Origin of the sequence: Bacteroides sp. ET225 (genome assembly GCF_024733745.1) — a bacterium.
In the GTDB taxonomy this organism is placed as follows: domain Bacteria; phylum Bacteroidota; class Bacteroidia; order Bacteroidales; family Bacteroidaceae; genus Phocaeicola; species Phocaeicola excrementipullorum.
Genome location: NZ_JANRHN010000045.1, coordinates 1 through 21,441, shown reverse-complemented (window position 1 = coordinate 21,441; position 21,441 = coordinate 1). Strand labels below are relative to the sequence as shown.

15 protein-coding genes and 1 pseudogene are annotated in these 21,441 nt (G+C 48.5%); 7 read left to right on the top strand and 9 right to left on the bottom strand.

Features of this window, described 5'->3' with window-relative positions:
- Positions 1–14: 14 nt before the first annotated feature.
- Genes NW212_RS14005 through NW212_RS13985 form a run of 5 tightly spaced genes read right to left on the bottom strand, consistent with a single transcriptional unit; the run spans position 15 to position 4,934 of the window.
- Positions 15–734 carry a 1-acyl-sn-glycerol-3-phosphate acyltransferase gene (locus NW212_RS14005; RefSeq protein ID WP_258339248.1) on the bottom strand — a complete coding sequence of 240 codons (720 nt, stop codon included), beginning with the start codon at positions 732–734 and terminating at the stop codon, positions 15–17.
- 19 nt (positions 735–753) lie between these two features.
- Positions 754–1,902, bottom strand: a complete 1,149-nt coding sequence (locus NW212_RS14000; RefSeq protein WP_258339250.1) for a metallophosphoesterase — start codon at positions 1,900–1,902, stop codon at positions 754–756.
- Between the two features lie 16 nt (positions 1,903–1,918).
- The gene (locus tag NW212_RS13995; RefSeq protein ID WP_258339247.1) at positions 1,919–2,824 is read right to left on the bottom strand and encodes a vitamin B12 dependent-methionine synthase activation domain-containing protein; all 906 of its coding nucleotides are present in this window, start codon (positions 2,822–2,824) and stop codon (positions 1,919–1,921) included.
- Positions 2,825–2,837: 13 nt separating this feature from the next.
- Positions 2,838–4,178, bottom strand: coding sequence for a dihydroorotase (locus NW212_RS13990; RefSeq protein WP_258339246.1), 1,341 nt, complete (start codon positions 4,176–4,178; stop codon positions 2,838–2,840).
- A 12-nt stretch (positions 4,179–4,190) separates the two neighbouring features.
- Positions 4,191–4,934: a polyprenol monophosphomannose synthase gene (locus NW212_RS13985; protein WP_258339245.1), complete on the bottom strand. Its 744-nt coding sequence runs from the start codon at positions 4,932–4,934 to the stop codon at positions 4,191–4,193.
- Between the two features lie 312 nt (positions 4,935–5,246).
- On the opposite strand from NW212_RS13985, the gene purL reads away from it, so the two are divergent.
- The 3 genes and pseudogenes from purL to NW212_RS13970 all read left to right on the top strand — a co-directional run bounded on the left by purL (position 5,247) and on the right by NW212_RS13970 (position 12,874).
- On the top strand, positions 5,247–8,954 hold the full coding sequence (purL, locus tag NW212_RS13980) for a phosphoribosylformylglycinamidine synthase (RefSeq protein ID WP_258339244.1): 3,708 nt from the start codon (positions 5,247–5,249) through the stop codon (positions 8,952–8,954).
- Positions 8,955–9,142: 188 nt separating this feature from the next.
- A pseudogene (locus NW212_RS13975) lies at positions 9,143–10,183 on the top strand (branched-chain amino acid aminotransferase); the annotation flags it as partial.
- A 135-nt stretch (positions 10,184–10,318) separates the two neighbouring features.
- Positions 10,319–12,874 carry a beta-N-acetylglucosaminidase domain-containing protein gene (locus tag NW212_RS13970; protein WP_258339243.1) on the top strand — a complete coding sequence of 852 codons (2,556 nt, stop codon included), beginning with the start codon at positions 10,319–10,321 and terminating at the stop codon, positions 12,872–12,874.
- A 101-nt stretch (positions 12,875–12,975) separates the two neighbouring features.
- Here NW212_RS13970 and NW212_RS13965 read toward each other — a convergent pair whose 3' ends face one another.
- The 4 genes from NW212_RS13965 to NW212_RS13950 all read right to left on the bottom strand — a co-directional run bounded on the left by NW212_RS13965 (position 12,976) and on the right by NW212_RS13950 (position 17,206).
- Positions 12,976–14,367 (bottom strand): alpha-L-fucosidase, encoded by a 1,392-nt coding sequence (locus NW212_RS13965; protein ID WP_258339249.1) that lies wholly within the window; start codon positions 14,365–14,367, stop codon positions 12,976–12,978.
- A 434-nt stretch (positions 14,368–14,801) separates the two neighbouring features.
- Complete coding sequence (locus NW212_RS13960) at positions 14,802–15,053, bottom strand: cyclomaltodextrinase C-terminal domain-containing protein (RefSeq protein ID WP_258339242.1); 252 nt, start codon at positions 15,051–15,053, stop codon at positions 14,802–14,804.
- 195 nt (positions 15,054–15,248) lie between these two features.
- Positions 15,249–16,418, bottom strand: coding sequence for a formate-dependent phosphoribosylglycinamide formyltransferase (gene purT, locus NW212_RS13955; protein ID WP_258339241.1), 1,170 nt, complete (start codon positions 16,416–16,418; stop codon positions 15,249–15,251).
- A gap of 71 nt (positions 16,419–16,489) precedes the next feature.
- On the bottom strand, positions 16,490–17,206 hold the full coding sequence (locus tag NW212_RS13950; protein WP_258339240.1) for an META domain-containing protein: 717 nt from the start codon (positions 17,204–17,206) through the stop codon (positions 16,490–16,492).
- Between the two features lie 244 nt (positions 17,207–17,450).
- Between NW212_RS13950 and NW212_RS13945 the strand changes: the two genes are divergently transcribed.
- The 4 genes from NW212_RS13945 to NW212_RS13930 all read left to right on the top strand — a co-directional run bounded on the left by NW212_RS13945 (position 17,451) and on the right by NW212_RS13930 (position 21,395).
- The gene (locus tag NW212_RS13945) at positions 17,451–18,644 is read left to right on the top strand and encodes a saccharopine dehydrogenase family protein (protein WP_258339239.1); all 1,194 of its coding nucleotides are present in this window, start codon (positions 17,451–17,453) and stop codon (positions 18,642–18,644) included.
- 69 nt (positions 18,645–18,713) lie between these two features.
- The gene (bcp, locus tag NW212_RS13940) at positions 18,714–19,163 is read left to right on the top strand and encodes a thioredoxin-dependent thiol peroxidase (RefSeq protein ID WP_258339238.1); all 450 of its coding nucleotides are present in this window, start codon (positions 18,714–18,716) and stop codon (positions 19,161–19,163) included.
- A 4-nt stretch (positions 19,164–19,167) separates the two neighbouring features.
- Complete coding sequence (gene recA, locus NW212_RS13935; protein WP_258339237.1) at positions 19,168–20,223, top strand: recombinase RecA; 1,056 nt, start codon at positions 19,168–19,170, stop codon at positions 20,221–20,223.
- 200 nt (positions 20,224–20,423) lie between these two features.
- On the top strand, positions 20,424–21,395 hold the full coding sequence (locus tag NW212_RS13930; RefSeq protein WP_258339236.1) for a hypothetical protein: 972 nt from the start codon (positions 20,424–20,426) through the stop codon (positions 21,393–21,395).
- Positions 21,396–21,441: the final 46 nt, after the last annotated feature.

Genomic DNA, 21,441 nt, shown 5'->3' with positions numbered 1-21,441 from the left:
ATGAAAGCGACCAATTATTCCGAAAAGCCGCCTGCTATCATCTCGCGCGACTTCTCCATCAACATGTTCAGATTTTCATCTCCTTTTCCCACCGGATAAATAGGCTTGTGGATTGTCAGCTTCAGCGGATGCCAATGCAGAAGCTTGCCGGTACGGGGCAAAATATCGAACGAACCGCTGATCGTCATCGGAACAACCGGAAGCTGGAGCTGATCGGCCAGAAAAAATGCACCTTTCTTAAAAGGATTCATTTGACCGGTAAACGTGCGCCGCCCTTCCGGAAATACAACCAGCGAGGTACCGCCTTGCAAAATACGCTCCGCATATTTGATCGTTCTGTATATCTGACGCGGACTGGAACGGTCTACGAAAATGAATCCAGCCGACTGGCATGCCTTTCCCACAAGCGGAATATTGCGCAGACTCTGCTTCATCATCCATTTGAAATTTCTTCCTAAAAATCCGTAAATCAGAAAAATATCAAAAGCCCCCTGATGATTGGCGACAAATACATAAGAAGTATTGTGGTCAATATGCTCGTGCCCTTCCACCTTCACGGGAAGCAAAAATACCCAACACGTCAACTGCGACCATATTTTACCGGGATAATATCCCCAGAAATGACCGTCGCCCAACCAGCATCCCAGCATCGTGGTAAGAGCCGTCAGCAACGTAAGGACCAGAAAGATGGGAAGCCCGATACAAATTTGATAAATGATGTATAAGATTCTCATAATTATTTTTATTTTGATGTTATCTTCTTAAAGTTATTACAGTGATTTCGGGCCACGATCCGAGGCGGAAAGGAAAGAGCACAAACCCTAACCCAACATTGACATAAAGTCCGCGTCCTTCCTCAAGATACATGCCGCGGTGTTCCGGATAAACAAACTGAGAGGCAGAAAAGCCAAACACGCTCACCTGCATATCATGAGTATGCCCCGACAGCATCAGCTGAATGTCTGTTTCGGGCAGTACGCTGCGCCTCCAATGCGTCGGGTCATGGCTAAGAAGCACCTTGAACAAACCTTCTGTTCCTTTCAAGGCACGCGGCAGATCCGCATAATCCGGAAAAGGAGGATTTCCGCTGTTCTCTACTCCTACAAGCGCAATCGAATCATTGCCGCGGCGCAAAATGCGGTGCTCGTTCAAAAGCACATCCCATCCCATCTGCTTTTCTTCAGCTATAAGCTTCTGAAAATTGGCTGCACGCTCTGCGTCTGAATTCCAATGCACATAAGTGCCATAATCATGATTCCCGACGATAGAAAAAACTCCGTCGTCCGCTTTCAGATCAGAAAGCAACGGCATAAACTCCGGAAGTTCACTTGCACGGCTGTTCACCAAATCCCCCGTAAAGACAATCACATCCGCTTTTTGCTGATTGCAAATCTCTACGGCCCGACGAATGGCCTCTCCGTTTCCTTTCCAACTGCCCGAGTGAATGTCTGAAAGTTGCAGAATGCGGTAACCGTCAAAGGCTTCAGGCAAATCAGGAGAAACAAACTCTACTTCCTTTACCTGAAAAAACTCTTTTCCCTCAACCGCCCCGAAAAGAACATATGCAAACGTGGCAAACGCAGCAAATGAGGAAATCCATCCATGCGGAATCTGAATCCGGAACAACCGCCCTGCACCTTTCAAGAACAAACTGAGAAGAGCAAATACAGCTTTTGGAACAGACAGACACAAAGCGACGACAAGGTAAATGCCCAAACAGCCATGCAAAGCTTCGCCTGCGGCTATAAAGACTAACAGACCCGCCAGAAGGACAACGGAAGGAAGCCAGTACAGCCGCCTCATCTTATTGTTCTTCAACCTGCGTATATATGAACGGTAGATATACCAGTCAGGCAACAGCAGAAGAACCAGAAAAAGAATTAAAACTCTCAGCAATATCATCATCGTTACTCTATTTTCAATTTTGCAAATTAGCCGCCAGGTATTTCTTCATATCTTCTACAGACATACCTCTGCGAAGGGCATAGTCCTGCAACTGGTCCAGACCGATTTTTCCTACAGAAAAGTACTTTGAAGCAGGGTGAGCAAACATCAGTCCGCAAACCGAAGCGTGAGGATACATCATCCCGTTTTCAGTCAAGCGGATACCGATACGTTTCATGTCAATCAGCCGGTCGAGCAGAAAGCTCACAGAAATGTCTGGCAAGGAAGGATAGCCTACCGCCGGACGGATTCCCTGATAATCTTCCCTCAGCAACTGCTTTATCGTCAAGTTCTCATCTTTTGCGTATCCCCACACTTCCTTACGGACCAGTTCATGTGTCCTCTCGGCTGCGGCCTCAGCCAGACGTTCGGCCAATGTCTTTACAAGCAGGCATTTGAAGTCATCGTTCTGATAAAGCTCCTCCATAGTCGGATCAACCGTTGTTGCAAATCCTCCCACAGTATCACAGATGCCCGACGAAAGCGGACGGACAAAATCACTCAAACAAAGAAACGGATTGTCCGGAGCGATGCGAGTCTGCTGACGGAGCAACGGGAACACAGTTCCGTCCAGCAGCAAATTATCCCCATCCGAATTGGCATCCATCAGTTTATACACAGCATAAACACGGAATTCTTCATCAAGAGACCATAGCATCCGCATCGCTTCTTTATGCAACTGCATAGCCTCGGAAGCCTTCTGACGGTCATTTGTCTGGAAGGAAGCCAACCATCCTGCGCGGCAAGCATCACATCCATGGATATCCGCAATGGTTGCAAAACGCGGTTGGAATCCCCACGCATGAAAAAAATAAATCCAATTGATGTATTCAACCAACTCATGAACCCGATAAGTAACCGTTGTGATTCCTGTCTGCATACAAAATCATGTGTTAACGTTCAAAAAACAAAGCCTGGCCCCGGTGCGATTTGTCTACCCGTCCGTCAGAGTAAACCAGACTGCCATTAACTATGGTCTTTTCCACCTTTGAATGGAAAATACGTCCCTCCATCGGACTCCATCCGCATCTGCTTTCAATGCATTCCGGCGTAACCGTCCATTCACAATCCGGATTCAGCAGAACAAGGTCTGCCTGATATCCCGGACGAATATATCCGCGCCCTTTGATCTGGAACAGTTCGGCCGGCGCATGACACATCTTCTGAACCAGCTGCTCCATACTGATCACCCCTTCACGCACAAGTTCGCAAACGCTCACCAGCGAGAATTGCAAAGTAGGCATACCCGATACAGCTTTCAACGCTCCCCCCTGCTTCTCGCTCAACAAATGAGGAGCATGATCCGTGCCGATGACATCAATACGGTTTGTCCGCAAAGCAGCACGCAAGGCATCACGGTCCTGCCGCGTCTTAATGCTCGGATTGCATTTGATGCGCGTTCCCAACACCTTGTAGTCTTCATCGCAGAAAAACAGATGCGACACACACGCCTCAGCCGTGATGCGTTTTTCACGGAGCGGCTTATCTTCAAACAGCTCCAGTTCGCGGGCTGTACTCACATGAAGGATATGCAGCCGGGCTCCCGTTTCTTCAGCAAGACGGACGGCCAGTGACGACGATGCCCAACAAGCCTCTTCGCTCCGAATAAGCGGATGGCAGGAAATGTCAGGATCGTCACCGTATTTTTCCTTGAAGATTTCCGTATTCCTGCGAATGACGTTCTGGTCCTCACAATGTGTGGCAATCAGCATGCCTGCTTCCGAAAAAATCCGGCGCAATGTTTCCATACGATCCACCAGCATATTTCCCGTGCTTGCCCCCATGAAAAGCTTCACCCCGCACACACGGCTTCTGTCAAGCTGCTTCAACAAATCCGCATTGCTGTTTGTAGCTCCAAAATAAAAAGAATAGTTCACCACACATTTCTTTTCCGCATCCGCGAACTTGTTTTCCAACGCTTCAAGCGTAGTGGTCTGCGGATTGCAGTTGGGCATATCCATAAATGAAGTCACGCCTCCAGCAGCAGCGGCAGCCGTTTCCGTAGCCATATCAGCCTTATGCGTCAGTCCGGGATCACGAAAGTGTACGTGGTCATCAATTACTCCCGGAATGAGAAATGCGCCATGCGCATCTATTGCCTCATCGCACGGAACCGACGGACAAGTGTCCCCTCGAAGCACTTCCTTTATCTTCTCTCCTTCTATTACGACCGAACCGGCGAAGCGGGTTCCTTCGTTTACAATCGTTGCATGATGTATCAAAGTACGTTTCATAATTGTCCGTTTTTACTGTTTTTTCGGATATTTTTTGAACCAGCTGTCCCATTTGAGCTGAATGACACCGAATACCGCCTCACCAAAGATGCTGCTGTTCATTTTTGAAGTGCCCAACTCACGGTTAATGAAAATCACCGGCACCTCCGTAATCTGGAATCCGCATTTATATGCCGTAAATTTCATTTCTATCTGGAAGGCATACCCCTTGAAACGGATGCAGTCAAGACGGATTGTTTCAAGCACCTGCCTGCGGTAACACACAAATCCGGCCGTGGTATCGTGAATGGGCAGCCTCGTGATGAATCTCACGTATTTTGATGCAAAATACGACATAAGTACCCGTCCCATGGGCCAATTCACGACATTCACCCCGCTGACATAACGGGAACCTATCGAAACATCCGCCCCTTCATCGTGACAGGCTTTATAAAGGCGCGGCAGGTCATTCGGATTGTGACTGAAGTCGGCATCCATTTCAAACACATAGTCATAGTGATGCTGAATGGCCCACTTGAAGCCGGTAATATATGCCGTGCCCAATCCTAGCTTGCCTTTCCGTTCAATCATAAAAAGCCGCGCAGGAAACTCTGCCTGCAACCTGCGTACAATGCCGGCTGTACCGTCTGGCGAATTGTCTTCTATAACCAGAATATGAAAACACTTCTCCAGTCCGAACACTGCCCTGATAATATTTTCTATATTTTCCTTTTCATTATAGGTAGGAATAATCACAATGCTGTCACTCGTCTGCATATCTCTGCTCACAAATTATATTAGGGCAAAGATACGGAAAGTTTTGTTACAAACTATCAGATGCCATTCAAAAAAAGGAAGGCATATTCATCTAAACATCAGAACAAACAAATCCCAAAACGTTCCGGAAACGGCAAACGGAGTGAAAAGAAAAACAGACAAAGCCGTACAGCCGCCATCTTCCTCTCCGAACACCGCCGGAATTTTAATGCCGCAGACCGCATTTTGATAAAATTCTTCGTTTTATTCCAGCTAATTATGTACCTTTGCACATAAATTTCTTTGATAATTCATTTTAATTATAAAAGTGCTATGATTCTATTTTTCAGAACACCATCCCAAAGCGTGATTGCAACGGAATGCAGTCAGGAACTGAACTCTGAAGACATCAAAAAATTATGCTGGCTCTACGGTGACGCTGCCACGGAAAGCGAAGAGAACCTGAAAGGCTGGTTTGTAGGCCCTCGGCGCGAAATGATTACTCCATGGAGTACCAACGCTGTAGAGATCACGCAGAATATGGGACTCAGCGGCATACGCCGTATCGAAGAATATTTTCCTGTGAAAGATGAAAACGCAGACCATGACCCGATGCTGCAACGCATGTATCATGGGCTCGACCAGAATATATTCACCATAAACATCAAGCCTCAACCCATTGTATATATCGACAACCTCGAAGAATACAACGAAAAGGAAGGTCTGGCACTCTCGAAAGAGGAAATGGACTATCTGAAGAAGGTTGAACAAGATTTGGGACGCAGGCTGACCGACTCGGAAGTTTTCGGGTTCGCTCAAATCAATTCCGAACATTGCCGCCATAAAATATTCGGCGGAACGTTCATTATTGACGGAAAGGAAATGGAATCATCGCTCTTCCAGATGATAAAGAAAACAACCAAGGAAAACCCGAACAAGATCATTTCCGCTTATAAGGATAATGTGGCTTTTGCAGAAGGACCCGTTGTAGAACAGTTTGCTCCGAAAGATCATTCCACTTCCGACTACTTCATCATAAAAGATATCAAAACCGTTATCTCGCTCAAAGCCGAAACACATAACTTCCCGACAACTGTAGAACCGTTCAACGGTGCTTCCACAGGTACAGGAGGAGAAATCCGCGACCGCATGGGAGGAGGCAAGGGATCATGGCCGATTGCCGGTACGGCTGTCTACATGACTTCTTATCCGCGCACCGAAGAAGACCGCGAATGGGAAAACATCCTGCCCGTACGCAAATGGCTGTACCAAACCCCAGAACAGATTCTCATCAAAGCATCGAACGGAGCGTCTGACTTCGGAAACAAATTCGGACAGCCGCTGATCTGCGGTTCAGTACTGACATTCGAACATCAGGAAAACGGAGAAAAATATGCTTACGACAAAGTAATCATGCTGGCAGGAGGCGTAGGCTACGGCACAAAACGTGATTGCCTGAAAGGGACTCCCGAAGCCGGCGATGAAATCGTAGTGCTGGGCGGCGACAACTACCGCATTGGCCTGGGAGGAGGCTCCGTATCGTCGGTTGACACAGGACGCTATTCTTCCGGCATCGAGCTGAACGCCGTACAGCGTGCAAATGCGGAAATGCAAAAACGCGCATACAACGTGGTACGCGCTTTATGTGAAGAAGACCAGAATCCGATTGTTTCGATCCACGACCACGGCTCGGCTGGACACGTAAACTGCTTGTCGGAGCTGGTGGAAGACTGCGGCGGTCTGATCCACATGGACAAACTGCCGATCGGCGACGAAACATTGTCGGCAAAGGAAATCATCGCCAACGAATCGCAGGAACGCATGGGACTGCTGATTGAAGAGAAATCCATCGAACACGTGCAGAAGATTGCCGAACGCGAACGTGCTCCGATGTACGTGGTAGGCGAAACGACAGGCGACCACCGCTTTGCCTTTGAACAAGCCGACGGCGTACGTCCGTTTGACCTGGCGGTTGACCAGATGTTCGGCTCTTCGCCGAAAACATACATGGTGGACAAAACAGTAGAACGCCATTATGAAAACGTCACTTACGAAGCATCCAAACTGGACGAATATCTGAACCGTGTCCTTCAGCTGGAAGCTGTAGCCTGCAAAGACTGGCTCACCAACAAGGTAGACCGCTCAGTCACCGGAAAAATCGCACGCCAGCAATGCCAGGGAGAGCTCCAGTTGCCGTTGAGCGACTGCGGTGTCGTGGCTCTCGACTATCGCGGAGAAAAAGGTATCGCCACAGCACTCGGACATGCTCCTCAGGCTGCTCTCGCCAACCCGGCAGCCGGTTCCGTATTGGCTGTTTCCGAAGCGCTTACCAACATCGTTTGGGCTCCGCTTGCCGACGGAATGAACAGCCTGTCGCTTTCAGCCAACTGGATGTGGCCTTGCCGTTCGCAGGAAGGCGAAGACGCACGCCTGTATACGGCAGTCAAGGCTTTGTCGGATTTCTGCTGTGCGCTTCAAATCAACGTGCCGACAGGAAAAGACTCGCTGTCAATGACCCAGAAATATCCGGACGGAGAAAAGATCATCAGCCCGGGAACTGTTATCGTATCAGCTGGAGGCGAGGTTTCCGACATCAGGAAAGTCGTTTCTCCGGTAATGGTAAACAATCCGAAAACTACATTCTATCATATCGACTTCAGTTTCGACCAGCTGCGCCTGGGAGGCTCGGCCTTTGCGCAATCCCTCAATAAGGTAGGCGATGACGTGCCGACTGTACAGAGCCCGGAATACTTCCGCGACGCTTTCATGGCGGTTCAGAAACTGGTGAATGCAGGCCTGATTCTGGCGGGACACGACATTTCAGCCGGAGGACTCATCACAACGCTGCTCGAAATGTGCTTCGCCAACATGGACGGAGGTATGGAAATCAACCTCAACAAGTTCAAGTGCGATGACATCGTGAAAATCCTATTTGCAGAAAACCCGGGTATCGTAATTCAGGTGGCCGACAAGCACAAGCATGAAGTGAAGAAGATTCTGGAAGAGGCCGGAGTAGGATATATCAAATTAGGTGTGCCGAGCGAAGAACGTCACATCCTCGTTTCACACGAAGATGCCACTTATCAGTTCGGAATCGATTATCTGCGCGATGTATGGTACTCATCCTCCTACCTGCTCGACCGCAAGCAAAGCATGAACGGCTGCGCAAAGAAACGCTTTGAAAACTACAAGAAGCAGCCGCTTGAATTCGCTTTCGACCCGAGCTTTACCGGCAAGCTGTCGCAGTTCGGACTGAATCCCGACCGCCGCACTCCAAGCGGAATAAAGGCAGCCATCATCCGTGAAAAAGGAACAAACGGCGAGCGCGAAATGGCTTATATGCTCTATCTGGCCGGCTTTGACGTAAAGGATGTTACGATGACCGACCTCGTCAGCGGACGCGAAACGCTGGAAGACATCAACATGATTGTATTCTGCGGAGGTTTCTCCAATTCCGATGTCTTAGGATCTGCCAAGGGATGGGCAGGAAGCTTCCTGTTCAATCCGAAAGCAAAAGCTGCGCTCGACAAGTTCTATGCACGCAAAGACACCTTGTCATTGGGCGTATGCAACGGATGCCAGCTGATGATGGAACTGGGGCTGATAACTCCGGAAGACGAGAAGAAAGGCAAAATGCTGCATAATGATTCACACAAGTTCGAATCAGCATTCCTCGGTGTGACTGTTCCGATGAACCGCAGCGTAATGTTCGGTTCGTTAAGCGGCTCAAAACTGGGCATATGGGTTGCCCATGGAGAAGGCAAATTCTCACTCCCTTATCCGGAAGACCACTACAATGTCGTACTGAAATACTCTTACGACGAGTATCCGGGCAATCCGAACGGATCAGACTACAGTGTGGCAGGTATCGCCAGCCAGGACGGACGCCATCTGGCAATGATGCCTCATCTGGAACGTGCATGTTTCCCCTGGAACAATGCCTGCTATCCCGCCGGACGTATCCATGAAGACCAGATCACTCCGTGGATGGAAGCATTCGTGAACGCACGAAAATGGGTTGAAGCGCAAATAAAGAAATGAATCTCCCGTTCTCCTTTTCAGGAGAATGAATAAAGGAACAATGCTGCACGGTATCATCGAGTTTTCACAAACGCGATGGTACCGTGTTTCTTTTGACAAGCCGGAATGATGAAATGTCAAAAAAACGACGGACAAACATTGTTTTATGTAAAAAATAATGTACTTTTGCTTTCGCACAAAAAAGGAAAACACTTAAAATTCAAATAACAATGAAAGAAATTGACTGGTCGAATCTGTCATTCGGCTACATGAAGACAGATTACAACGTGCGATGCTATTATCGCGACGGGAAATGGGGAGAACTGGAACTTTGCTCAGAAGAAACGCTGAACATCCATATGGCCGCTACTTGCCTCCACTATGGACAGGAAGCATTTGAAGGTCTGAAGGCTTACCGCGGGAAAGACGGCAAAATCCGCATCTTCCGCCCGGAAGCAAATGCCGAACGCCTGCAAAGCACTTGCCGCGGGATTCTGATGCCTGAGTTTCCGACTGAAATGTTCTGCGAAGCCGTAAAGAAGGTGGTGAAAGCCAACGAACGCTTCATTCCGCCGTACGAAAGCGGCGCCTCGCTCTACATCCGTCCGCTGCTCATCGGTACAGGCGCTCAAGTCGGCGTTCATCCTGCCAAAGAATACTTGTTCGTGGTATTTGTCACTCCTGTAGGCCCGTACTTCAAAGGCGGCTTCGCAACCAACCCCTATGTCATTATCCGCCAATACGACCGTGCGGCCCCATTGGGAACCGGAACCTTCAAGGTGGGAGGAAACTATGCGGCAAGCCTCCGCGCCAACAAGATGGCTCATGATGCCGGATATGCCAGCGAATTTTACCTGGACGCAAAGGAAAAGAAATACATCGACGAATGCGGCGCCGCCAATTTCTTCGGAATCAAGAACAACACCTACATCACGCCGCTTTCAACTTCCATCCTTCCGTCAATCACCAACCGGAGTCTGATGCAGTTGGCTGAAGATATGGGTCTGAAAGTTGAACGCCGCCCGATTCCGGAAGAAGAGCTGACAACATTCGAAGAAGCCGGAGCCTGCGGAACAGCAGCCGTTATCAGCCCGATCGAACGCATCGATGATCTGGAGAACCAGAAGTCGTACGTCATCGCGAAAGACGGAAAACCGGGACCTATCAGCGAAAAACTGTACCACAAACTGCGCGCCATCCAATACGGCGACGAGCCGGATCCGTACGGATGGGTAACAGTGATTGACTGACAGGACGCTTCAAGGACACAATTGCCGGGACTATACGGAGAATGTATAGAATCCCGGCAAAACCGGTACCACATTAAAACCTTTGATTAACCTTCTTACTCAACAATAAAAGTTCCTAATTAGACAACAAACTTTATGAGCAACAACAAGAAATGGCTTGCGGCATGGGTTGCTGGAGCATTAATATGCGGTAACTTATCCGCACAGGAAACCGACTTTGACCTTTCATCCCAACGTTCGGAAGCGCAGAACATCTTACCTGTTCCGGGTAAAAAGACAGACCATCAAGGCATTGTCATCAGTCCGACACCCCATCAGATAACGCTCGACAGAGGCAATCTTCTAGACATTACACCAGGCTTCGCATTGAAAGACAAGCAAAAGAAATTTGCCAATGACCTCCAGTTCACCAGACTTGCTTCCAACGGAGTGAAACTGACCATTGACTTCGGTGAAAAAGCAGCCCGCAAGAAAAATGTAAAAGCCATTTCCGGAGCCTATCATCTGGACATCGGCAAAAAGGGCATCTCCATCACAGGCTATGATGAACAAGGAGCTTTCTACGGCATCCAAACACTCCGCCAATTGCTAGAAAGCCCTGCCTGCAAGAACGGAAAACTGCCTTATGCCCTCATCAACGACTATCCGGACCTGCCCTGGCGAGGTGTAGTAGAAGGTTTCTACGGAACACCCTGGTCGCACAAAGTACGCTTGTCGCTGATTGATTTTTATGGGAAGTTCAAGATGAATACTTACCTGTACGGCCCGAAAGACGATCCCTACCACAGTTGTCCGAACTGGCGTCTGCCGTATCCGGAAGAAGAAGCCCGGAACATCAAGGAACTGGTGGATAACTGCCGGCGCAACCGCGTAAATTTTGTGTGGGCAATCCACCCGGGACAAGACATCAAATGGAATGAAGAAGATTATCAGAATCTGATAAACAAATTCAATTGGATGTACGACCTGGGAGTGCGCTCATTCGCGATCTTCTTTGATGACATCTCAGGAGAAGGTACGAATCCGGAGAAACAAACGGATCTTCTCAACCGCCTGGACAAGGATTTCGTAAAGGCAAAGGGAGATGTAACACCGCTGACTGTCTGCCCCACCGACTATTCCAAACTTTGGGCGAATCCGACTCCTCAAGGAAGCCTGGCCATCTATGGCAAAACCCTGGATCCTTCGACCAATGTATTTTGGACAGGAGATGCCGTATGCAGCGACCTGACGAAAGAAACAATGGAATGGCTCAATACGCGCATCAAACGCCCCGGCTATTATTGGTGGAACTTTCCCGTAACGGATTATGCCCGACACATCATCATGCAAGGCCCTGCATACGGACTGGACACATCGCTGACAAACCAAGACTTGTGCGGAATCGTAAGCAACCCGATGGAACATGGAGAAGCTTCCAAACTGGCATTATACGGCGTTGCAGACTATGCCTGGAATGTAGCAGCCTACAATCCGATGGACAGCTGGGAACGCGGTCTGGCCGAACTGATGCCGGAAGCAACGGAAGCCTACCGTACCTTTGCCATCCATTCTACCGACACGGAAATTGGATACCGGCGCGATGAATCCTGGGAAACAAAGACTTTCCGCCTGAAAGATTACACCGATGAACAGGCCGATGCCTTATTGACAGAGTTCAAAAAGGCTGCAGAAGCTCCTGCAGAAATAGAAAAAGGATGTGCCAACAAGCAATTGGCCAACGAACTTCGTCCATGGCTTGAAGAATTCGGCAAACTGGCTGTCCGGGGAGAACGAGCTCTGGAACTGATGAAACTTTACCGTTCGGGTGAAGACAACGCTGCTTTCTGGAACAAATATACGCAGAATCTGATGAGTGCTGATGCCCGTAAAGCATACAACGCACACAAAAGCGGAACGATGAAACTCCAGCCTTTCTATGAATGTGCCATGAACGACATGGGAGATGGCTTCCTTGAAAAAATACTGGGACAGAAACCCATGCTGCATAAAGGAATCAGTTCTTTTGCCAATTCAGCTACTGCACTGACCAGACTTATGTTCGACAATGATTCTACCACTTACTACTCTTCCGCTTCCGGACAAAAAGCCGGCGACTGGATTGGAGTGGATTTAGGCAGTGTCAGGGATGTAAACGAGGTTTCGATCCTTCAGGGAAGGAATTCGGTAAATGATGTAGACTATTTTGACCATGCAGTGCTGGAATGTTCCGCAAACGGCAGACAATGGACAGCACTCATTCCCGATATGAAACAGCAGTATGTCATCGCATGGAAAGGAGATACCGTCAAGGCACGCTATGTACGCATCAGACGTCTTGACTCCGGACGAAGGAATTACGCTTCCGTCCGTTCGTTTGAAGTAAATCCGCCCCGCCTGGAAAATATCGGATTTTCCATCAGAGCAGCACAGCCTGAACAGGTGCTCTACGCTTTCGACAAATGCCTGGACACTTCGTTCAAGAATAAAGACACATTTGCATTCGGCATCCCGGAAGGAACGAAAAGCTATACACTGCTGATGAACCAGCTCCCCGGAAAGATTACGCTCAAGCAACTGAAAGCGGACGGATCTGTGCTCGCAGAAACTTCCATCAGTACGGCTTTTGCACACATCAGCCTTGTTCCGGAGGCAACAATGATTCAGATAGAAGGCCAGGCCGAGTTTTTTGAAATCATTCCGAAAAGCTGATGCCCCTTCTCTCAAAGGCATGAAACCTTGACGGCGAAGGCACGGATACGCAACGACAGACCAGCATCTTCAATTGCGTATCCGTGCCTTTGCCGTCAACATTAACGATACGCTGCAAATGTACGGATAAGCGGCGTCTTCTCGCTATCCAACACCTTCAGCCGCAAAGCATGGAGCGACACAGGATCGAAACGTTCAATGCGTTTATGCCCGATGCACGTACCCGAAGCCAGAACCTTCCAGCCGTCTGAAGTCAATCCCTCTATTTCATATGCACGGACACGTTCGCCCTGGCGGATATCTTCCTGCAAGACAATGCGCGTTATCTGCTGTGCCTCATCAAATGCCATTTCCAACATATCACTTTTTCCCGAAACAGCCTTTAGCGGCATGCCGTATGTTTCTTTTATCCACTGTCCGAACTCCCTGATTCTCCGGACATCCGCATCCGGAAGCAATCCCCGGTTATCCGGTGTAAGTCCTATAATCAATGTGGAGTTATGGCCCACCGACTGCTCATACATCCGCTGCAAATCTTCCAAAGGATAAATGTGAGCCTCATCTCCCGGCTCCCAAAACCATTCGTGCCGTCCGTTGTAGCCGCGCAAAGGCGTGTCTGACATCGCCGGCATATAATGCTTTCCCTCAGGATCACCTGTCTTCAAAAGACGGTTGTTGTCTTTGAATATACAGTTCTGATTCTTTGCATGCGAATAAGGAAACGGATAGGTGCCCCAGCATGGATAAGGAACAGTTCCCGTTTCCGAACCGCCCCAGCGGATATCCGCCCGCTGCGTGTTGTGGTAAAAGATTATATTCTTCTGGTATTTTTCTACGACAGGCAATATGTCCGGTCCGCCCAGTTCCGGCCCATGACTTCCTCCGTCATACCATACAATCGCCAGATCTCCATAACGGGACATCAGTTCCCGGGTCATCCCTTCACACATACGGTTGTAGAACTCCTGACGGTTGCGCTGAAAATCCGTTCCGTCCTGAGGCATAAGAAAGTCATGCACCCCTAGAAAAGAGTTCCAGCGGATACCGATATATACGCCCGGAAGAACGCCATACTTGCGGCACGAACGCACAAAATCCCGCACGATATCCCCTTTTCCTTCGCGCCATCTCACCGCCTTCAGGCAATAGGGATTCACGTCCGACTGATACAGCGCAAAACCGGTTTCGTGCGTAGCGGTCAGAATGGCAATTTTCGCGCCCATTTCCCGCGCTGCCTTTATCCACTGGTCTGTGTCCAGTTTCTCCGGATTAAATATATTCACATCGCTTATCGGAGTAATGCGGTTTTGCGTCTGCACGTATTTTGCCGTATCAAACACATGCAAATCATAATGAAAAACCGCCACCAGTTCAGCATCCTGCCAAACAACCTGCGCCCGTGTCGGAACCGGCACTTCCCTGTCTGAAGATTCAGCCTTTACGGAAAGGAAGCATCCCAAAAACAGCAGACTTATTTTCCAAAATTTATTCATCCTCATAGGCATTGACTTTTACAAAGATAATGATTCTTCCCTATCATGCAAACAAAAAAAGGCAATCAATCCCTCTGTCTTCAGCCTGAAGACATATATCTTTAAACTGAAAATATATATCTCTAGCCTAGAGATACAAATCTCCAGACTAGAGATAAAGTTTGCAGAAGGCTGAAAGATGCACGCCAACAGCCCAAATGAATGTTTCTTCATAGACATGCCTGCCACTCAAGGCGCCGCATGCTTCCAGCCTGTTGTCCAGATATTGTATTTTTCCCAGACTTTCAGATACACATGCGCATCGTCGCTATATCTCCAGCCGTTTTATCCACAACAGATGCCCAACATGAAGATTCCGTCTGGCAGACATACAAAATAAGGCGCAGAAGCTTGCCACATCTACGCCTTTAAAATACTTACAGACAATTTTCTCCTTAAAATTCAATAATCAATGATTTGCGCGGGGAAAGCGTCAGGTTCTGGGAGAAGTCAATCATCTTTCCAGTAGACAGCTCTTTACCCATTTTGGAATCCTTGGTCAGAGGCTTGTAGTACTCAGCAGAGAGAATCTGTTCGTGGTCTGTACTGTTCAGTACAATCATTCCAGTTTTTCCGTCACGCATACGAGCGTACATGTATATTCCCTGTTGGGGAATATGATACTTAACCGTTTTGTTTTCTGTCATTTGTTGTTTAGTTTGGTTTTGCGTTGCAAATATAACCCCCTGATCAATACAATGACTTGGAGAAACAGCAAAAAGCATGCATTTGTCCGCTTTTCATGATTTATATCAAGAAATGCATACAAAATGCAAAAAAACAGATTCATACGGATACGGCAAATCCGCATGAATCTGAATCAAAATTCAATATATTGATTATCAATACACTTCCACTTTTGCAGCCAGCGACTTGCATTTGCCTCGCAAAGCATCGAGCTCGCTTCCTACCTTATCATAGCATACAACGACACCCATACGGCGGTTCAAACGCGTAGACGGTTTGCCGAATATACGCAAATAGGTGCCGGGCTGAGAGCAAACCAGCTCTTCTCCCTTATACCGGGGAGCATCTTTACTTGATATAGGCGAAAGAATCACCGCACTGGCTCCGATATGCTCCAACGCAATGCCCGGAATAGGCAAGCCCAAAACCGCATAAAGGTGCAGTTCAAACTCATTGAGGTTCTGCGTATTCGCAAGCGTCACCATACCTGTGTCGTGCGGGCGAGGAGACAATTCGGAAAAATACACACCGTTCTCATGGCTCAGGAAAAACTCAACGCCCCACAGTCCGTAACCGGTCAGTGCCTCTGTCACTTTGGCAGCCATGCGCTGCGCTTCGGCCAGATGCTCCGGAGCGATGCGTGCCGGCTGGAAGCTTTCGCGGTAGTCGCCCCCTTTCTGCACATGTCCGATGGGAGGACAAAACAACGTAGGCCCGTTTTTCTGGGTAACGGTAAGCAAAGTTATCTCACTGTCGAATTGAATGAATTCCTCCACGATCAGTTCTTTGATATCCCCACGGCTTCCATGGCATCCGTAGTCCCAGGAATACTGCAAGTCTTCAGGCCCCTTCGCAACCGACTGGCCTTTTCCTGACGATGACATCAACGGCTTGATGACACACGGATAGCCGATTTTTTCAGCGGCTTCTTTCAGTTCTTCAAATGAAGTGGCATAGAAGTAGCGGGCAGTTTTCAGTCCCAGTTCTTTGGCTGCCAGATCACGGATTGCCTTGCGGTTCATCGTATAGTTTACGGCACGCGCACTCGGCACCACCTGAATGCCTTCCTTTTCCAGATGGTAAAGGCGTTCGGTGCGGATAGCCTCAATCTCAGGAACAATGATGTCAGGGCGGTATTTGGCGACCACACGGTCCAGCGCTTCTCCGTCCAGCATACTGAAGACTTCACATGCATCGGCCACCTGCATGGCAGGCGCGTTTTCATACGAATCGCACGCAATCACGTATTGTCCCAGACGTTTGGCGGCTATTACAAACTCCTTGCCCAACTCTCCGGATCCCAGCAAAAGTATTTTTTTAGTCATAATGAATTGATTTTATACGTCGCTCAAAGATAACACTTTTATTTCAACCATGATGCACAATGCTCCGGTTTTCATTTTGCCGGCTCGCCCTGCGCATGCTCAAGCGTCAGAACCGGATACCCGTTTCCGTCCAGCAGCACCAGCGTGCCTTCTTCTTCGCCGCGGTCAAAGGCGCGCACTTTATCCAAAGCCTGCAGAATGCTTTGCTCTGTGTCCATGTTCGGACATGCCATCATGGTAGAAATCATCTGCGAAAAGCGCAGCGAAACGGGCTTTCCCTCTTCTTGCGAAAAGCTTCCGTTGATAACATTGCAGCTGGCATTGCCGTTTACACGCTTAGCTTCCAGGTCAAAGTTGAGTTCGGGAGTACGTTCCACTTCACCTACAGCCATCTGACCTATACTTGAAATAACCCATCTGCCTGCCAAGTCGTCCAGTGTCACCGCCGGCTTCACGCGCTTCTGCAACGTCATCACAGCTTTTCCTCCGGCATCCTTAAGCTCAACCGTATCCCCCGTATGCGAAAATCCGGCCACATTGCCCAGTGCTTCCAGCACATTCTGCTCCAGCGTCATGTCGGGACACATCATCCGCGTTGCAGCCACTTGACTGAAATTCATCTTCCCAGCCTTCAGCGAATCCACATGATATGCTCCCATCAGTCTGTTGCATCCGGCATGTCCGTACACCCGGCCCGTTTTCTGGTCAAAGCCGATGTAAGGAGCTTCTTCCGCGTCTACGGCTTCTCCCTTTACACTCACGATATTCCATTCTCCTGAAAAGTCCATAACCGAAACGGTTTTTTTGCTGGTTCCGCAACTTACCATACACAATACTGCGAAAGCAGCCGCACATAACATTATTTTCTTCATAATCTTCAGAATTTAAATTAAAGGAACATTTCCCTTTTAATGATTGTTCATATGCAAAAATACGGATATATTCTGAATACTGCACAGCGGTTTGGAATTATTTGTTATCTTTGCATATTGAACGGTAACGTTTACCGGGCATAAAATCTAACACAAAAGAATGAGTAAAGTATTGATCATCGGTGCAGGCGGTGTAGGTACCGTTGTTGCACACAAAGTGGCTCAGCATCCTGAAGTTTTCACCGAAATCATGATTGCCAGCCGCACCCAATCAAAATGTGACGCGATTGTGAAGGCAATCGGTAACCCTGCCATCAAAACAGCCAAAGTAGACGCGGACAACGTAGACGAACTGGTGGCTTTATTCAACAGTTTCAAACCCGAAATCGTTATTAACGTAGCTCTGCCTTATCAGGATCTTACCATCATGGAGGCATGTCTGAAAAGCGGAGTAAACTACCTGGACACCGCCAACTATGAACCGAAAGACGTGGCTCATTTCGAATACAGCTGGCAATGGGCCTACAAAAAACGGTTCGAAGATGCCGGACTTACTGCCATTCTAGGCTGCGGATTCGATCCGGGAGTGAGCGGCGTATACACAGCTTATGCAGCAAAACATCACTTCGACGAAATACAATATCTGGACATTGTGGACTGCAATGCGGGAAATCACCACAAGGCATTTGCCACAAACTTCAATCCGGAAATCAATATCCGCGAAATCACTCAGAACGGACGCTATTATGAAAACGGGCAATGGGTTACCACCCGGCCGCTGGAGTTCCACAAGCCGCTGACTTACCCGAACATCGGCCCGCGCGATTCTTACCTGCTTTACCACGAAGAGCTGGAATCGCTGGTGAAAAACTTCCCCACCATCAAGCGCGCACGCTTCTGGATGACTTTCGGACAAGAATACCTGACTCACCTGCGTGTCATTCAGGATATCGGCATGGCAAGCATCGAGCCAATAAACTACAACGGCATGGAAATCGTTCCGCTGCAGTTCCTGAAAGCCGTATTGCCCAACCCGCAGGATCTGGGTGAAAACTACGAAGGCGAAACATCCATCGGCTGCCGCATCCGCGGTATCAAGGACGGCAAAGAGCGCACCTACTATGTATACAACAACTGCTCGCATCAGGCTGCATACAAGGAAACCGGCATGCAAGGAGTAAGCTACACGACCGGAGTTCCGGCCATGATCGGTGCAATGATGTTCCTGAAGGGACTCTGGAAACGTCCGGGCGTATGGAATGTGGAAGAGTTCGATCCGGATCCGTTTATGGAAGAACTGAACAAGAACGGTCTGCCGTGGCATGAAGTGTTCGACGGTGACCTGGAACTGTAATACGAAACAAGGGGTGAGATCATCACCCCGCTTTTTAACTGTCAATTATCCATTATCAACTTTTTTATCGTGAACATAGGAGATAAAGCACCCGAAATTCTCGGAATGAACGAGAAGGGGGAAGAAATACACTTGAGCAACTATAAAGGAAAAAAGATTGTGCTCTATTTTTATCCGAAAGACATGACTTCGGGGTGTACGGCACAGGCCTGCAACCTCCGCGACAATTATGACGAACTGCGCAAAGCCGGCTATGAGGTGATCGGAGTAAGCATCAACGATGCAAAATCGCACCAGAAATTCATCGAAAAGAACCAGCTTCCCTTCACGCTCATCGCAGACACAGAGCATAAACTGACCGAAGAGTTCGGCGCATGGGGCGAAAAAAGCATGTACGGACGCAAATACATGGGTACATTCCGCACAACATTTATTATTAATGAAGACGGCATCATCGAGCGCATCATTTCGCCCAAAGAAGTGAAGACAAAAGACCATGCCGCACAAATACTGAAATAGCATTATGGGAAAGAAAGACGAACTTGAATTTGAGGGGGGCGTAGAAAAACCTTCAAAACCGGATAACAGCGAAAAGCTGAAGGCACTTCAGGCGGCCATGGACAAAATTGAGAAGAACTTCGGAAAAGGATCGATAATGAAAATGGGCGACGACCACGTGCAGGAAGTGGAAGTGATTCCCACCGGATCCATCGCGCTGAATGCGGCATTGGGTGTAGGAGGCTATCCGCGAGGCCGCATAATCGAAATCTACGGACCGGAATCCTCCGGTAAAACAACATTGGCCATCCATGCGATCGCTGAAGCGCAAAAGACGGGAGGCATAGCGGCCTTCATTGACGCGGAACATGCGTTCGACCGCTTCTATGCCGCCAAACTGGGTGTGGACATCGACAACCTCTGGATTTCTCAGCCGGACAACGGCGAACAGGCGCTCGAAATCGCCGAACAGCTGATACGCTCATCTGCCATCGACATCATCGTTATAGACTCGGTGGCTGCGCTGACTCCCAAAGCCGAAATCGAAGGCGATATGGGGGACAACAAGGTAGGGCTTCAGGCGCGCCTGATGTCACAGGCTCTCCGGAAGCTGACTTCCGCCATCAGCAAGACAAACACGACGTGCATCTTCATCAACCAATTGCGTGAAAAGATAGGTGTCATGTTCGGCAATCCCGAAACGACCACCGGAGGAAACGCGCTAAAGTTTTACGCTTCCGTGCGTCTTGATATCCGCCGCACCTCGCAATTGAAAGACGGAGATGAAGTTATCGGCAATCAAGTGCGCGTAAAAGTAGTGAAGAACAAAGTGGCTCCTCCTTTCCGCAAAGCCGAATTTGACATCATGTTCGGTGAAGGTATTTCCCGCAGCGGAGAAATCATCGACCTGGGAGCCGAACTGGGAATCATCAAGAAAAGCGGTTCATGGTACAGCTACAACGACACTAAACTGGGACAAGGACGCGATGCCGCCAAACAGTGCATCCAGGACAATCCTGAATTGGCAGACGAGCTGGAAGGACTGATTTTCAACGAACTGAAAGACAAGGAAAACGAATAAGCCCGACAGCGGGACATCAGAAAGCAACACCATAAAAGCCATGCCGGGAATCATTTTCCGCATGGCTTTTTCTGTACGATGAAAACACTCTCCGACAAACACTCCGCAAGCATTTTCTTTCAAAGAAATTAGAAAAAGAAAAAATAATGTCCTATATTTACAGACTGAAAGAAAATGACACCATAAAACAAGACACTATTATGAAACTGAAAACATTGTTCACCATAGCTTTCTGCTTCGCGGCCATGACCGCATTTGCACAAAAGACTGCTCCCATACCTTTTCGCTTTGCAACCCGGGCTGAAGCGCAAATGCTGATAACAGATATAGACGAATATACAAGCGGATGGAATCAGTTTGACATCAACGTGCGCCTGAATACAGACCAGGGAAGAAAATCCAAACTGCTGGCCTTTGCCATGAACCAGACATTGAACTGGAGCGACAAGGACAAAGAACGCATATCAAAAAGCATCAAAACGCTCGATGCGGAAATAAAGAAACAGAAGATCGTGCTTGATTTCCCGAAAGAGCTGGTTTTCATCAAGACAACCATGAAGGAGGAGGGAAACGCCAGCGCATACACACGCAATAATTGGATAGCCATAGGCGAAAAGCCGCTAAACGAACTGGACGATGCCAATCTGACTTACCTGATTGCGCACGAAATCTTCCACATCCTGACACGGAACAGTCTGGATTTCAAGAAAGCTGCATACGAAACCATCGGATTCTCTGTCATGAACCGTGAAATCCTGTTTCCAACGGACATCATCGAAAAAAGGATATCCAACCCCGACGTCAACCGTTATGACAGCTACATCAAATTAACGGTCAACGGAATACAGCAGAACTGCACAATGATGCTCTATGCCAACTCTCCGTATCAGGCAAATGCCGGGAAGACATTGTCCGACTATATGGAGGTGGGTCTGATTCCTCTCAACGAGCGCTTCACTCCGATACAGCAGGACGGAAAAACCGTTGTATACAGCATCGGACAGGCAAGCGATTTCTACGATCAGGTAGGGAAAAACACCAATTACATCCTCAATCCGGAAGAGATTCTGGCAGAGCATTTCGCCTACATCCTGACAGAAAGAAAAGATATCCCGTCGCCTGAAGTTGTCGGCAAGCTCAAGGAAGTCCTGCAAAAAAGCTACAAGAAATAAAAGCCGCATCTATCCAGAGTTCTTCAAAAGGACATCTGCCTGTAAA

Coding starts and splice junctions, on each gene's coding strand:
- NW212_RS14005 (WP_258339248.1), bottom strand. CDS start 734: ATGAGAATCTTATACATCATTTATCAAATTTGTATCGGGCTTCCCATC.
- purT (WP_258339241.1), bottom strand. CDS start 16,418: ATGACTAAAAAAATACTTTTGCTGGGATCCGGAGAGTTGGGCAAGGAG.
- NW212_RS13990 (WP_258339246.1), bottom strand. CDS start 4,178: ATGAAACGTACTTTGATACATCATGCAACGATTGTAAACGAAGGAACC.
- NW212_RS13965 (WP_258339249.1), bottom strand. CDS start 14,367: ATGAATAAATTTTGGAAAATAAGTCTGCTGTTTTTGGGATGCTTCCTT.
- NW212_RS13930 (WP_258339236.1), top strand. CDS start 20,424: ATGAAACTGAAAACATTGTTCACCATAGCTTTCTGCTTCGCGGCCATG.
- recA (WP_258339237.1), top strand. CDS start 19,168: ATGGGAAAGAAAGACGAACTTGAATTTGAGGGGGGCGTAGAAAAACCT.
- NW212_RS13960 (WP_258339242.1), bottom strand. CDS start 15,053: ATGACAGAAAACAAAACGGTTAAGTATCATATTCCCCAACAGGGAATA.
- NW212_RS13985 (WP_258339245.1), bottom strand. CDS start 4,934: ATGCAGACGAGTGACAGCATTGTGATTATTCCTACCTATAATGAAAAG.
- NW212_RS14000 (WP_258339250.1), bottom strand. CDS start 1,902: ATGATATTGCTGAGAGTTTTAATTCTTTTTCTGGTTCTTCTGCTGTTG.
- NW212_RS13945 (WP_258339239.1), top strand. CDS start 17,451: ATGAGTAAAGTATTGATCATCGGTGCAGGCGGTGTAGGTACCGTTGTT.
- NW212_RS13970 (WP_258339243.1), top strand. CDS start 10,319: ATGAGCAACAACAAGAAATGGCTTGCGGCATGGGTTGCTGGAGCATTA.
- NW212_RS13950 (WP_258339240.1), bottom strand. CDS start 17,206: ATGGACTTTTCAGGAGAATGGAATATCGTGAGTGTAAAGGGAGAAGCC.
- NW212_RS13995 (WP_258339247.1), bottom strand. CDS start 2,824: ATGCAGACAGGAATCACAACGGTTACTTATCGGGTTCATGAGTTGGTT.
- purL (WP_258339244.1), top strand. CDS start 5,247: ATGATTCTATTTTTCAGAACACCATCCCAAAGCGTGATTGCAACGGAA.